This window comes from Cohnella lupini, from assembly GCF_003386205.1.
GTDB lineage: Bacteria > Bacillota > Bacilli > Paenibacillales > Paenibacillaceae > Cohnella > Cohnella lupini.
Map to the genome: position 1 here is coordinate 204,651 of NZ_QRDY01000005.1, position 13,911 is coordinate 218,561.

The window sequence follows — 13,911 nt, forward strand, 5'->3', positions numbered from 1 at the left end:
GTATCCTCCTAATAGTGGGTCGTTTCGATAAATTCATCATAGAACGATCGCCGATTAACGAATAGTACCATCTTCTTGTAGTACCGAACCGACGCAATAACAAAAAAACGACTTCCCCGCCCCGGAGCAAGCTCGGCAGAGAGGTGAAGTCGTTGGGGTAAGACGTAAAAAGCCGTTAATTAAGACGTAACACGCTCGCCAATATTATCGGGTCCGCAATTTATTGAAAACCCGATAGCTTCTATCCGCGCATTCCGAGATGGAGATCGGGTGGAACCCATGAAGGTCCGCATATAAAGTATCGTTTAAGGGATCGATCCAGGAAGCCGGCAATGCATCCGCTCCAAGGCTTGCTCCGAGGATGGAGCCTACCGTCGCCCCGTTGCAGTCCGTATCCCAACCTCCCAATACGGCCGTCGTGATGCCTTTCTCGAAATCCCCCTTGGCATAGATGAGAGACGCGGCGACCAATGCGGCGTTATTGTTCGTGTGAACCGGGTCGTAGTGCTTGAATGCTTCCCAAATTCGGCTGACCAGCTCGACTTGATCTTCGGTGTCGCGCGCGATCTCGACCGCCTTCCGTATATCGTGGGCTAGCCGCGAGGTCGAAGGGATTTGTCCTAATCCGGCGGATATGATTTTCTCCGGATCGGTTTCGACGAAAGCGGCGGCGATCATGGCGGCGACGAACATCTCTCCGTAAATTCCGTTCTTCACGTGCGAGAAGGAGGCGTCGCGCCAAGCCAGCTCCGCTGCTAGCTCCGGATTGCCCGCGGCTCCGTAAGCGAACCCGTCCGCCCGAATCTGCGCGCCGATCCATTCGCGATACGGGTTCAAATGCGTTCTGACCCAATCCTTCTTCCTGTTCCAATCTTCCGGCTTATCCCATGACATATGAGCCGACACCTGCGCGAAGTTCAAGTAGGCTTGAGTTTCCGCCGTGCAAACTTGGCTATAAGTAAGCCGTCCGTGCCAGAGCTTGCCGATGTTCCACGAATCCCAATCCAATCCTTTTTCCTCGAGCATGATAAGGCCTAACAGCGTATAGCGGACATCGTCGTCGCTTTCCATGAACGCGATGCGCTCACGGGTGCTGCGCAAGCACCATCTGGAAATATCGATGCCGGCTTGCTCGGCTCTGGAATGCTCCGGCGTATAGCCGCGAATCGGCCATGCGTCCGCGCCTTCGAACCATAACTGGACGTTCTTCCAGCCGGGATTTCCGGCTCCTCCGCCCATCATGTGTCCCGCTTCGAGCGGTTTGCCTAACGCGCACCCGCTAAGGCGGCCGAGCCATGCCCCGCGAAACTTATCGCGCCATTCCGATTCTCCCGGTTCCGCGAACGAAATCAACGCTCCCGACGGACGCAAGCGCTTGATCTCCTCCAGCTCCGACGGTTCGTCGAACGGATAATCCGGTTCGATCGGCAGCTTCGCCAGCTCGTCGTATATCGTCATCAGTCGCCGCTCGTCTTCTCCGGCTTCTTCCCATTTGCTCTCGAATCCTTCAACGTTGCAGCCCTCTTCGCGCCGCTGCACGATTTCCAGCTTAACCAAATTCCTCAGCGTATCCCAACCGGCCATCTTCATCGCTCCCTAGGTCTCGTCTCTCCCTAAGATAACTCTTTTCCGCCCGGCGATCTTCCCGTTCTCTAGCTTAACATTCTTAATTTCGGCTATTCTCTTCAAGAAAAGGAGCGATTGCGGAACTGCAGAGGGGATAAACCGACAAGCTGTTGGAAGGTTCGGTAAAACGGAGCCGAGCTGGAATAGCCGCAGGCCATGTAAATATCCGTAACGCTCAGGTCGCCCTGCGAGAGCATCCGCTTGGCCTGCTGGATCCTGACGAAAGCAAGGTACTCCTTGAAGCCTTTGCCTACGCATTCCTTGAACAGATGCCTCGCTCTCGATTCGCTTAGGGATAACACGCTCGCAAGGTCATGCAAATCTATTGGCTCGGCGTAATGCTTCTCCACGAACTCCAATGCCGGCTTGATCTTGCTCAAGCTTCTCAGCATGCCATTCCAATTTTCCTTGGAATAATACGTTTCTTCCAGTCGGTGTAGCCTTACGCACAGCTCAAGCATCTTGGAACGAAGCAAAGCTTCGTATGAGGAACGCTTCGATTCGTATTCTTGCATCAGCGATCGGAAGAACGTTTCGAGATCCGGGAATCCGGGACAATTTCGCGCGATGTCCGATTCCTTGCGGAGAACCGTTTGCCTAAAGGTCAGCAGCAGCTGTCGGTTGTCCTCGGGAAGGATTTCCTCTCCGAAATACAGGAAATAAAATCCGAACGAGCCGTTCTCTCCGGAAACTCCGATATGCGGTTCATAGGGCGGGAACAGCAAAATATCGCCTGCCGCGACCTCCAGCGTTCTTTCGCCGATATGAAAGGCGCCGCTGCCTTCGTAACAATATCCGATCTCGTAGAAGGAGTGCCAATGCTGTTCTTTAAGCACGGTAGGCGGGCCGTACCGGAAAATATGAAAAGGAAGCGGAGCTTCGAAGCCGAATAGCTCCTGCATGGGAAACCCCTCCGATGGATGGAATAGTCGTTTCCTTCATTTTACGACGTCCGTCATCTTTATCCAAGCATTCACCTTATTACGTCAACCAATATATCGGGATGCACAGCAACGGAGTGATGATGCTGGAGAGCCCCATCGCGAAACCGCTCACCCCTCCCCGAAGCTCGGAGTCCCGCAATAATCGAGCCGTACCGATTCCGTGGGAAGCCGTGCCGACCGCCGTGCCGATTGCAATATCGCTACGGACTCCCGCCTTGCGCAACAACAACGGTCCGACCATGCTGCCTAGCAATCCAGTAAGCACCGCGAACACTCCGCCCAATTCCGGCGTCCCGCCCAGCTGGCGCGCGAGCTCGATCGCGATCGGCGACGTCGCCGATTTCGGCAGCATGGACAGCATCGTATCCTTTACGCCGTTTAACGCCCACATGAGCAAAGCCACGGAAAGCAAGCCGCTAAGCGAACCGATTGCCGAACCGAGCACGATTGCCCGGATCTTTCCCTTCATCGCTTGCGCCGACTTATACAAGGGCACCGCCAAAGCAACTGTCGCGGGTCCCAAGAAGAAGGTGACGATGTCGCCTCCCGCCTTATAATTTTCGTAAGGAATATTGCAGGCCACTAGGAGCACGATCATCCCTCCCGCCGTGACGAACAACGGATGCAGCCATCTCCATCTTCGGTTTAACGTTTGGGCTATCGCGTAGAATACCACGGTCAACGCCACTCCGAATAACGGTTGCCTAGTTATTTCTTCGATCGCCGTCACGCGCCTTCCCCCTTCGGCTTCCGCTTGACTAACCAAGCAGTCGTCCAGCCGGTAACGAGAAGCACGGTAAGCGCGCTTCCGACAAGGCTTAAGGTAATCGAGACCCACTCGTCGCCGATTCTGGAGAAGAAGACGATCGTCCCGACGATCGTCGGCGCGAAGAAAATCATCATATGTTTGAGCAAGAACTGCGCGGACAGCTCGATCCACTCTACCTTCACCCAACCGCAAAATAAGGAAACGACCAGCAAGATGAGCCCGATGACGTTCGCGGGAAGAGGGACTTCCAAAAAGCGATGAGCCGCATAGCCTATGCATTGATAACCGAATAGAATAGCCAAGCCTCCCATAATTTCGTCGCTCCTTCGATTTCGTATGTCCGGTTCAATTATTCGACGTGCGAGAGACGATTCCTTGCCATTAGAAAAAGCTAACCCCGGACGTTCGCGCGTCGGTGTTAGCCGTAAGATAAGGATACTCCGTCACTCGCAATGGCCAAAGACATCCATGTAGTCTATCATTTACGATGCTCTCGAATCAACTTCATCTTAAGCTCCCATATTTTCTCGCTGAAATTGACGGTATACCCTTCCGGATTCAGCTTTCGTAGATGCTCCGGCCAGAATAAGGCGATCTGCGACTCGTGATAGCTTCGGATCTGCTCGAGATTCGGCATTTCGTACGTTAGTTTTCCCGCAGAGAATATGGAATGTAGCAGAGGGATCGAATCATATTCCTCTACGAGCTTGACGCGATGCGAATGAACGGGGTCGAACAGCTTAATGGCTCTCCCTTCCCGCACTTCCGTCTCCTCCGTCATGCTCATATAATCCGACACCGCCATTCCCGTTCGCTTGTCTATGATTCGATGGACGTTTTTAACGCCCGGATTCGTTATTTTCTCCGGATTTCCGGAAATTTTAATAACCGGCACGAGCTCCCCCGCGCGCTCTCGGGCGACCAATTTATATACGGCGCCTAGCGCGGGCTGATCGTATGCAGTTATCAGTTTCGTTCCGACTCCCCAGACGTCGATTCTAGCTCCCTGGGCTTTGAGATCGGCGATTATATTCTCGTCCAGATCGTTCGAAGCGACTATCTTCACGTACGAAAGCCCGGCTTCGTCCAACATCGTTCGCGCTTTCTTCGATAAGAACGCTAAATCTCCGCTATCGAGGCGAATGCCTTTCATCCGCTTGCCTCGACTTTCCAATTGCTTGGCGATTTTAATCGCGTTCGGCATTCCGCTTCTTAAAGTATCGTACGTATCGACCAACAGCGTCACGTGATCGGGCAACGCTTCCGCGAACTGCCCGAACGCTTCTTCTTCGCTCTCATGGCCTTGAACCCAGGAGTGGGCATGGGTACCGGATGTCGGTATTCCGAAAAGCATGCCGGCACGCATGTTCGAAGTCGAGTGAAAACCCGCGATATAAGCGGCTCTTGCTCCCCATATCGCCGCATCCGCCTCCTGCGCGCGTCTCGTCCCGAATTCGAGCAGCCTTTCGTCCGGCGCAATCCGCTTGATTCGAGAAGCTTTGGTTGCGATCAAGGTTTGATAATTGACGAAATTAAGCAACGCGGTCTCAACTAGCTGGGCTTCGAATACTCTAGCTTCAACCCGTACGATAGGTTCGTTAGGGAAAACGAGCGTCCCTTCGCGCATGGCATGGATGCTGCCGTTGAACCGAAAGCGACTTAATTCCTCCAAAAAGCCTTTCTCGTACCCTTCTTCCTGCTTTCGTAAATAGGAGAGGATTTCTTTCCCGAATGAGAGCTTGCGGATATAGTCGATCAACCGCTCCAATCCCGCGAATACGGCAAACCCGTTGCCGAAGGGGAGATTGCGGAAATAAGCCTCGAATACGGCATTATCGTTCATCGTCCCTTGCTTCCAGTGCGCGTACATCATATTGATCTGATATTTGTCGGTATGTAAAGTCAAGTCAGTGTAATTCATCGGGGGGACGCTCCTTTCTTTTCTTCTTGTTCCTTCCATGTTAAGTTTAAAAGAGAAAGGATGGTACGCCATGTATGTATTCTTAATCGTAGGTTTGTTCATTATCATAATTGCATCCGTATGTACTTATGGATTCCTCATAGAGCCCCGCAGAATGATCATTACGAAACACGATATTTATTCGGACAAAATTCCCATAACCTTTCATGGGATCCGCGTCGTGCAGTTTAGCGATACGCATATCGGCCGCCACTATTCTTTGAAAAGGCTCGCGGCTCTGGTCGAAAAGATCAATTCCTTGAAGCCGGACATCGTCGCGTTCACCGGCGATCTCTTCGATGCGGGCCGAAACGAAAATCTAAGCAAGTACGATCCTTCCTCTATTCTATCGCTCATTCAAGCGCCGAACGGCAAATTCGCCGTCTACGGGAATCACGATTTCGGATATTCGAGGAAACATCGGTCGACCGGCCCATTCCTTGAGAACGCGGGTTTTGAAATGCTCCTAAACGAAAGCAAGAGAATCAAGATGCCGGACGGAGAGTTCATCACCGTGTCGGGGCTGGACGATTACGTTTGCGGCAAGCCGAACGCAAGGTCCGCTTTCGCCAAGCTGAACGACCGGCATTTCAATCTGCTTCTGGCGCATGAACCCGACGTGGCGGATAGTTTAGCCCGGTATCCGATCGATTTGCAGTTATCCGGCCATAGCCACGGCGGTCAGGTTTCGTTGCCCTTAGTCGGCGCGCTTATTCGGACGTCGCTCGGACGTAAATACATAGGCGGATTATACCGCGTGCAGGAACGACTCCGCAAAAATCGGCCTTACACGTTGTTCGTTAATCGGGGAATCGGCACGACGCGAATTCCGATCCGGCTGGGCAGCGTACCGGAATTGTGCGTCTTTACGCTGCTCCGCCCCGAGTGAGGGCGGGGCAGCCAGCCTCGCGACTATTGAATCCTTTTCGGCTATTGAATCCTTTTCTCTCCAGACTCTTTCTGCGATAACATGGACGAAGTCCTTTTCCAGACCCAAGCCACGATAAGAACGAACGCTGCGGTTGCCACCGGGAGCCAGCCGTATTCCCATCGTCCCCAGCTCGGCAGATGCGACCGAACGAACTGGACACCTTGCAGCATTTCCCCCGCGGTGTAGCCAAGTATGGCCGAACCCACCCAGACCACGGCCGGAAACCGGTTGATGAGCTTCAAGATGAGCTGGCTACCCCATATGATTAGCGGAATGCTTAGAGCGATCCCCGCTACCATCAGCCACATATTGTCTTTGGCTATCGATGCGATCGCCAGCACGTTATCCAAGCTCATCACCAAATCCGACACCAGTATGATTCCGACCGCTTTACCAAGGGAGCCGACTCCTTGTACGTCCTTGGATTCCCCATCATCCATAAGTAACTGAATCGCGATATAGAGTAGCATCAACGAACCTATGATCTGAACGGCGGGAATATCCAATAACGCGACTGCCGCGACCGACAGAATAATCCGCAGGACTACAGCGCCGACCGCTCCAAGCCAGATCGCCCGGTTACGAAGATTCTCGGGCAAATTCCTGCTTGCCATGGCGATCACGACGGCATTATCGCCGCTTAATACGATATTGACCAACAAAATTTCCAGTAGCAGAAGCACGCTCTCCAGCATCTTATCGCATCCTATCTCTTATCCTATTTCTACTTCGTTCTTTACTCGTCCTTAACGTAAGTATTATACCCATTGCCGATGACCTTCTATAACCGCCGGCCGTTTTTCCGCATGAGATAAAGACCGCCGAAAGCGGTCTTGAGCGTAACCTCGTATATTTAGTTGGCCGGAATGTGCTTAGCTTCTTAAAGCTTGAGATGGCGGCATTCCCTTGTACTTCTTGTATAACTTCGTAAAATAATTGGCATTGCCGCAGCCGACGCGTTCCGCGATTTCGGTGACGTTCAGGTCGGAATGTAGCAGCATGCGTTCCGCTTCGTTCATCCGATGGCCGTTCACGTAATCGACGAACGTTCTTCCCGTCAGCTTTTTGAAGATTTTACAGAAGTAATACGGATTCAAATTAACCATGCGGGCTGCTTGTTCGATGGACAAAGGCTCGTCGTAATGCTTCCTGATATGTTCGACCAGAGGTTTGAACGGCTCAGCGTTGCGGGTCGTCGGCCGTTTCTCCGCCAGCTTCCGCGGCAGGAACCGGCGGGCTAGGAGCGCGAATAGCAGCTCCATCTTATGCTTCACGACCAATTGATACGCGTCATCCCGTCTCTCAAGTTCGGAGGTAATCTCTCGGACGAGAGGGCGCAAGTAAAACTCTTCCGCTTCCTCGGCGCGGATCTTGACCGGCAACGAGGCTCTTCCGTCCAGATAAGGAACGATATACCTATCGTACACCGGATCATGTACGGGCTTGCTTACCAACGCGCCGTCGAATACGATCGCTACGTATTCCACGGGACCGTCCTCCGTGCTGTAACCGATATGCAACCCGCCTGAAGGAACGAATAGCAAATCGCCCTCCTGCGCCTCGTAAGGATGGCTATCGATATGAAACACGGCTCTTCCCGCCTGCATGTCTATGATCTCGAACGATTCATGCCAATGAAGCGACAGAATAACGTCGTCCTTCAAGCTCGCGCTAGCGCGGTTACGATGAATGCGAATGGGATAATGGGTATCCCATTCTTTCGTCCCTTCGCGTAACTCCAGGGGATAAGTCAACGATGATGCCCCTTTCCTACAACTTAATATTAGACCTATAAAGCACAAGATCGGATAGAGAAAACGAATTCATTGGCGGATATAATAGCGCTATGCGGTCATCATACGACAATATTGGAGTGATTATCAATCATGAGACATAACTTTCCGAGAATCGGTACGTTGGTAGGCGGCGTAGACGCCGTACGGGTCATTCCGCAAATATCGAAGCATGGCTTCGAATCTTACAGCCTGACCTTCTGGCAAACGACGGGCGAGGTCGATCTAGTAGAAACAGGGAAGCGAGTAAGCGATATCGTGGCCGAGAGCGGCGCGATTATCTCGGCCATCGGCGTGTTCGGCAATCCGCTAACCGGAGCCGGCGACAACAAAGATACGCTCGCAAGCTGGGAGCGCCTGATCGATCATGCCCATCTATTCGGAACCGATATCGTCAACGGGTTCACGGGACGAATTACCGACCGCCCTATCGACGAATCCATTCCGAAATTCAAAGAAGTATTCGGGGAGCTAACGCGCCGCGCCGCCGATAAAGGCGTACGGATCGCGTTCGAGAATTGCGATATGGGAGGCACTTGGCAAACCGGCGACTGGAATATCGCGCATAACCCAACCGCTTGGGAGATGATGTTCAACGCCGTTCCGCTGGATAATATCGGCCTCGAATGGGAGCCCTGCCATCAAATGGTGAGCCTGATCGATCCGATTCCCCAGTTGCGGAAATGGGTGAACAAAGTGTTTCACGTTCATGGCAAGGACGCGACGATCGCATGGGATATCGTTAAGGAGTACGGAGTCCACGGACCGAAAGATTTCGTCTGGCATCGCACGCCGGGCTTCGGCGATAGCAACTGGACGGATATCATTACGATATTGCGGCAAGCGGGGTATCAAGGAACCATCGATATCGAAGGCTGGCACGATCCGGTATATAAGGACGAGCTCGAGATGACCGGTCAAGTGCATGCGTTAAATTACCTGAAACGCTGCCGTGGCGGCGATTTCGTGCCTAATCCGGCGTAGGTTAGCTAAATATTAATATCTTCCACTCGATAATAGTCGGAAAAAGCGACTTTGCTGGCGCGACTTGGGGTGAATTCGCACTTTTGTGCCCGCCATAGTCGGAAAAAGCGACTTTGCTGGCGCGGTTTGGGGTGGACTCTCACCTTTGTGCCCGCCAAAGTCGGAAATAGCGACTTTGCTGGCGCGGCTTGGGTGGCCTCTCACCTTTGTGCACGCCATAGTCGGAAATAGCGACTTTGCTGGCGCGGTTTGGGGTGGACTCGCACCTTTGTGCACGCCATAGTCGGAAAAAGCGACTTTGCTGGCGCGGCTTGGGGTGGACTCGCACCTTTGTACCCGCCATAGTCGGAAATAGCGACTAAGGCTTCATCTTTTAAGGAAGAACATCTCGAATTCGTACAACGCACGCATATCGGTGATGTATGATTCTCGACTTCCGTCAAACAAATCAAACAAAGCCCCCCATCTACTCCAACAAGCATGGAGCGGACGGGGGGCTTTGCCTTATCGTTCTATTCGCACAATTTACGGTGAACGGAGGCCCCTTGATGGTTCGGGTCCATGACGAGCACCGCGTCGAATTGCGTCTTGGCTTCCTCGAACTGACGTTTACCGACGAGGCCTAGCCCTTTCATGTAGAGGCAGTGAATTTCGTTTCGTTTGTTCAGATCGTCTTCGAATACGAGGAAATCCGGCAACGAAACCGCGAAGTAGTCGAATTTGATATCATCCTGCAAATGCTTCTCCGCGTAATCGATCAGCTTATTGAACCGGCGGTTCGCTTCCTTCTCGTTGCCTAGCTTATGCCAAGCCAACCCTTGATAGAAAATCATATCGGGCGGCTGATCGTTGTAATACATCGCGCTGGCCGGTTCTTCTAAGCCTTTCGAAGCCAATAAGAAATGCTCCCTTGCTCGAATAGGCTCGTTAAGCCCTTCGTATGCGCAGCCGAGGTAGTAATAGACGTGGTTCTCCTGCGCTCCCGCCAGCTTCCCTTCTCCCAGATTCTCGGGATAGACTAGCGCTTCCTGCAGATGGACTATCGCTTGCTCGAACCGGCCGGCGTCAAGCTCCAGCTTCGCGAATTCTACGCGGGTCAATACGTGCTGGCCGGTAACTTTGCCTTCCCCGCCTTCCCATGGATGGAACCTTCGCGAGGATAACGCGGACATGGCTTCCTCGTGGCGTCCTTGAGCGTTAAGCAAGGTGACGAATTCCAAATAGAGATCGTCCCGCTTCTCGACGAGCGCTTTGCGCTTCTCCAATTGCCCGAAGCGATTTCCGGCGGCGTATCCGAGCTTCTTGTACAGCTGGTCGAGCTCGTAGAACACGCGGGCATCATCCGGCCGAAGCGCGAACGCTTTCTCCAGGGAGACGAGCGATTTGGCGGAATCGCCGAGCTTATTGAAGTAGGCTAGAGCGAGATTTCGATGGACCGTCGCAAATTCGTCGTTGACGGAAACGGATTTCTCCCAATGGGCGATTGCGTCCTTATGCCTCTTCTTGTCGTATAGCAAGTTGCCCAAATAGTAATGAGCTTTGTCGTCTTCGGCATCCGCGTCGATCGCGCTTTGCAGCACGACCAGCTCGAACAAGCTGTTCGGGAAGCAATAATCCGGAGCGGCCGCGTTGCCGGCGCGACGATATTCGGCGGCCGATCCCGCATCCCCCGCCAGCTCGTGCAAATAACCAAGCGTATAGTGCAGCATCGGATAGGCTTTCGCGCCGACGTCGGGAACGATAACGGCGAGCACGGATATCGCCTCGTCGTACAACCCGCTTCCCGCGTAATCCGAAGCCAGGTTCAAATAATTGTGGGGATCGCCGCGCATGAGTTGAGCCAGATCCCGCAAAACCTTATCGGCGCCGTTCCCGTCTCCCAAACGCGATAGAGATAGTCCAAGTTCGCGGGCGGAACCGAAATCGGCGATATCGAGGGCGAGCGTTTCCTCCGCGTACGCCTTTGCCTTAGCGAACTCTCCCAGCTTCCTTAACAACGCCGCTTTCAGGTGACGGGCCTTGTAGTTGCGGGAATTCCGAATTAAAGAGCGTTCGACCAACTCCAGGGCTTCCGCGTAGGAGCCCTTCTCGCAGGCGATCTGCGCGAGCGAGAAAAATCCGGCGTCCTGCCACGCCGCCGACCAAGTCGATTTGTAGAATGCGGCGAATGCTTCCTCCGCGCGGCCTTGCTGCCTAAGCGCAACGCCGAGCTGGTATAGAGCTTCGCTATCGTAAGGATTGGTATTGCGCCAATTCAGCGACTTCACGGCCGTCCGGAAGTGAGTCTCGGCTTCCGCGAACGAGCCTCGGCGGAGCAGCAGCGTCCCGTAAGCGACATTGATGCGAATATCGCCAGGGTCCCGCTTGAGACCTTCGAGATAATAAGCCTCCGGTTCGAATGTCGCGTGACGGTACTGCTCCAGGTGCAAGCCCGCCAAATATAGTTCCTCGTTCGTGCGAAGCTCATGAGGCTCGGGAAGGGGCTTCGCCGCTTCCGGGACCTCTTCCAGAGATGGCTTAGCCGGTCGATAAGAGACGAGCAATGTACCTTTAGCATCCCGAACCGTTAGCTTAAGATCATGAGCCAAGTCTCCTTCATCCAGCGTTACGACCGACTTAAACGTCGTTACCGGCGAAAGCTCGGCTTCCTCCCGCAAGTATACGCGAGTCTTGCCTTTGAGCTCGACGACCGCGCCTTTGAACGAAGAGGTCGCGTAAGCCCATACGGTCGCTTGACGGCTCTTCTCGTCGATCTCCAGGTTGATCGCTGCGTCTATCGTGGCATTCTTGACGACGCCGATATCCTTGTACGGCATGAAATATTGCGTGAAATTCTTTTCCTCATAAGGCTGAAGCCATGTGAAATCCGGTTGATTATCGGTGAAGACACCGGTCATGAGCTCGATATAGGGTCCATCCTCGTCCGTAAGGTTGCGATCCCACGCTTGCCCGAATTCCCCGTTCCCCCAAGTCCACTGCTTCTTGCCGGGCGAGACATGGTGGTTAGCGACGTGAAGCAGGCCGGCCTGTACGCCGTGGTCGTAACCTCCGACGAAATTGTAATCCGATTTGTACGCCATGTAGGAAGTCGGCACGGGAATATTGCGGTAACGCGAAATATCCACCCCGGCGGAATAGTCCATCTTGTAATAAGTGCCCGTCGCGATCGGAAAACGCGAAACGTCTCTTTTCCCGTGATCGAATACCGCGGTGACATCCGGCGGAAACACGGATTGCGTATGATCGTTGACGGCAACGGCCGGATTCGCCCACCAGAGGAACGTTTGCGGCTCGGCAGTCCGGTTATAGAGCTGAGCCGAAATTTCCAAATACGCTTTGCCCGGATGGAGGGTGAAGCCCGCGGTCACTTTCGTGCCGTACATCCGGTCGATCTCGCTGATCCACACGGTCGCGCTCCCGTCTTCGTTCTCGGACAGCCTATATTCGACCGGTCCGTAGGTGTTCGGACGATGATGCTGAGGCCAGTTAAACTCTATGCCCCCGGATATCCAAGGTCCCGCGAGTCCGACGAGAGCCGGCTTAATGACGCGGTTATAATAGACGAAATCGTAATCGTTCGTTTTGTCGAGAGCACGGTAGATTCTTCCTCCGAGCTCAGGCATGATCTCGATTCGCACGAACTCGTTCTCTAGAATGACCATCCTGTAGTTTTGCGGTTTCTTCTCGTCCTCGATCTTGTCTACGACGGGATGCGGGTATACCCGTCCCGAGCTCCCTTGGTACACGCGTTTCTCCAGGAACATCGGATTGCGGTCAGCTTCCCCGATCGCATAAGTCGGAATCGCTACGTCCTCTTCCCATAGGCGAACGGCTGCATCCGTGCTTCTATTCGACGATGTCAATGTCAATGTAATTCCCCCTTCGGCTTAAGCCATTGCTTATCATATCTTTACTTTACTCCGTATGCAGGGTATCGCCAATTCACGCAATTCGGTTTATGATGGACTATATTCGGATCAATGGAGGTCTAATTCATGGACAACGTTCTTAAGCCGGAAGGATTCGAAGAGGAAAAGCTGTTCGTGCTCCCTCCCCCCTTTACCGCCGAATTGGCACGCTTCCCGTTGACCCGCGACTTATACGTGAGCGACATCGGATACTTCCCTCGCGCCCTGCATCATTATCGCGAACGGGCGGATGGCTGCGAATCCCATATATTCATCTATTGCAGCGAGGGCGAAGGGTGGATTGAATGGGACGGCCGCATCTCGATCGTGCGCGAACGTCAATTAGCCATCATCCCGGCTGGTATGCCGCACCGATACGGAGCTTCGGAGGAAACGCCGTGGAGCATCTATTGGTTCCATCTGCAGGGTGAACAGGTATTGGATTATATTCGGTTATATAACTTAGATGCGGGACTGCTGTCACTTCCGGCCGGCGCCTATGGAGAGATGGTAGAGGGCTTCGACAAATGCTACGGTCTTCTGTCCGATAAACCCTACTCCCTTCCCGTGCAAGTTCTCGTCTCCCGAACAATCGGACAGCTGCTCGGATCGGTCGGGCTGAGAGCCGGAAAGTCGGGCATCGACCGCAAGAGAGAGCAGGACCTCGAGCGCGCTGTGAGATTCATGAACGAACGCCTGACGGGTACTCTGAAGCTCTCCGACATCGCACAGCACGCCGGCATTTCGAAGCAGCATCTCATCTACCTGTTCAATCAAGAGACGGGCATGCCTCCGATCGAATATTTTCTAAGGCTGAAAATGCAAAAAGCCGGCCAGCTGCTAAGCCTGACCGGCATGACCGTGAAGGAAATCGCCGCATACGTCGGCAACTCCGATCCTTACTACTTTTCCCGCTTATTCAAGAAAATCATGGGCATGTCGCCGACGGAATACCGCAACGTCCCCAAAGGTTAATCGACCGTTGTGTATGCGTTG

General features: G+C 53.5%; 11 protein-coding genes. 3 read left to right on the forward strand and 8 right to left on the reverse strand.

The genetic code is table 11. From position 1 onward, the window contains the following. Positions 1 to 204 precede the first annotated feature (204 nt). The 5 genes from DFP95_RS11705 to DFP95_RS11725 all read right to left on the reverse strand — a co-directional run bounded on the left by DFP95_RS11705 (position 205) and on the right by DFP95_RS11725 (position 5,260). Positions 205 to 1,584: an ADP-ribosylglycohydrolase family protein gene (locus tag DFP95_RS11705; protein WP_115992799.1), complete on the reverse strand. Its 1,380-nt coding sequence runs from the start codon at positions 1,582 to 1,584 to the stop codon at positions 205 to 207. Between the two features lie 101 nt (positions 1,585 to 1,685). Continuing rightward, positions 1,686 to 2,528: an AraC family transcriptional regulator gene (locus DFP95_RS11710; protein ID WP_115992800.1), complete on the reverse strand. Its 843-nt coding sequence runs from the start codon at positions 2,526 to 2,528 to the stop codon at positions 1,686 to 1,688. Between the two features lie 79 nt (positions 2,529 to 2,607). Further along, positions 2,608 to 3,300 (reverse strand): LrgB family protein, encoded by a 693-nt coding sequence (locus DFP95_RS11715; protein ID WP_245987568.1) that lies wholly within the window; start codon positions 3,298 to 3,300, stop codon positions 2,608 to 2,610. Continuing rightward, positions 3,297 to 3,650, reverse strand: coding sequence for a CidA/LrgA family protein (locus tag DFP95_RS11720; RefSeq protein WP_115992801.1), 354 nt, complete (start codon positions 3,648 to 3,650; stop codon positions 3,297 to 3,299). Before DFP95_RS11720 ends, DFP95_RS11715 begins: the two co-directional genes overlap by 4 nt. 167 nt (positions 3,651 to 3,817) lie before the next feature. Then, positions 3,818 to 5,260, reverse strand: a complete 1,443-nt coding sequence (locus DFP95_RS11725; RefSeq protein WP_115992802.1) for a nicotinate phosphoribosyltransferase — start codon at positions 5,258 to 5,260, stop codon at positions 3,818 to 3,820. A gap of 70 nt (positions 5,261 to 5,330) precedes the next feature. Here DFP95_RS11725 and DFP95_RS11730 point away from each other — a divergent pair, with 70 nt between their 5' ends. Further along, positions 5,331 to 6,188 carry a metallophosphoesterase gene (locus DFP95_RS11730; protein ID WP_181907363.1) on the forward strand — a complete coding sequence of 286 codons (858 nt, stop codon included), beginning with the start codon at positions 5,331 to 5,333 and terminating at the stop codon, positions 6,186 to 6,188. A 41-nt stretch (positions 6,189 to 6,229) separates the two neighbouring features. Here DFP95_RS11730 and DFP95_RS11735 read toward each other — a convergent pair whose 3' ends face one another. Beyond that, positions 6,230 to 6,925: a TerC family protein gene (locus DFP95_RS11735; RefSeq protein ID WP_245987570.1), complete on the reverse strand. Its 696-nt coding sequence runs from the start codon at positions 6,923 to 6,925 to the stop codon at positions 6,230 to 6,232. Between the two features lie 177 nt (positions 6,926 to 7,102). Then, positions 7,103 to 7,984, reverse strand: coding sequence for a helix-turn-helix transcriptional regulator (locus DFP95_RS11740; protein WP_115992804.1), 882 nt, complete (start codon positions 7,982 to 7,984; stop codon positions 7,103 to 7,105). A 132-nt stretch (positions 7,985 to 8,116) separates the two neighbouring features. On the opposite strand from DFP95_RS11740, the gene DFP95_RS11745 reads away from it, so the two are divergent. After that, the gene (locus DFP95_RS11745) at positions 8,117 to 9,007 is read left to right on the forward strand and encodes a sugar phosphate isomerase/epimerase family protein (RefSeq protein WP_115992805.1); all 891 of its coding nucleotides are present in this window, start codon (positions 8,117 to 8,119) and stop codon (positions 9,005 to 9,007) included. A 512-nt stretch (positions 9,008 to 9,519) separates the two neighbouring features. On the opposite strand, the gene DFP95_RS11750 is transcribed toward DFP95_RS11745, so the two are convergent. Then, on the reverse strand, positions 9,520 to 12,876 hold the full coding sequence (locus DFP95_RS11750; RefSeq protein ID WP_425453273.1) for a DUF5107 domain-containing protein: 3,357 nt from the start codon (positions 12,874 to 12,876) through the stop codon (positions 9,520 to 9,522). 126 nt (positions 12,877 to 13,002) lie between these two features. Here DFP95_RS11750 and DFP95_RS11755 point away from each other — a divergent pair, with 126 nt between their 5' ends. Further along, positions 13,003 to 13,890 carry a helix-turn-helix domain-containing protein gene (locus DFP95_RS11755; protein ID WP_115992806.1) on the forward strand — a complete coding sequence of 296 codons (888 nt, stop codon included), beginning with the start codon at positions 13,003 to 13,005 and terminating at the stop codon, positions 13,888 to 13,890. Positions 13,891 to 13,911 lie beyond the last annotated feature (21 nt).

Bases quoted from the DNA above. Each gene is read 5' to 3' on its own strand.
- DFP95_RS11705 (WP_115992799.1), bottom strand. From the start codon at position 1,584: ATGGCCGGTTGGGATACGCTGAGGAATTTGGTTAAGCTGGAAATCGTG.
- DFP95_RS11710 (WP_115992800.1), bottom strand. From the start codon at position 2,528: ATGCAGGAGCTATTCGGCTTCGAAGCTCCGCTTCCTTTTCATATTTTC.
- DFP95_RS11720 (WP_115992801.1), bottom strand. From the start codon at position 3,650: ATGGGAGGCTTGGCTATTCTATTCGGTTATCAATGCATAGGCTATGCG.
- DFP95_RS11725 (WP_115992802.1), bottom strand. From the start codon at position 5,260: ATGAATTACACTGACTTGACTTTACATACCGACAAATATCAGATCAAT.
- DFP95_RS11730 (WP_181907363.1), top strand. From the start codon at position 5,331: ATGTATGTATTCTTAATCGTAGGTTTGTTCATTATCATAATTGCATCC.
- DFP95_RS11735 (WP_245987570.1), bottom strand. From the start codon at position 6,925: ATGCTGGAGAGCGTGCTTCTGCTACTGGAAATTTTGTTGGTCAATATC.
- DFP95_RS11745 (WP_115992805.1), top strand. From the start codon at position 8,117: ATGAGACATAACTTTCCGAGAATCGGTACGTTGGTAGGCGGCGTAGAC.
- DFP95_RS11755 (WP_115992806.1), top strand. From the start codon at position 13,003: ATGGACAACGTTCTTAAGCCGGAAGGATTCGAAGAGGAAAAGCTGTTC.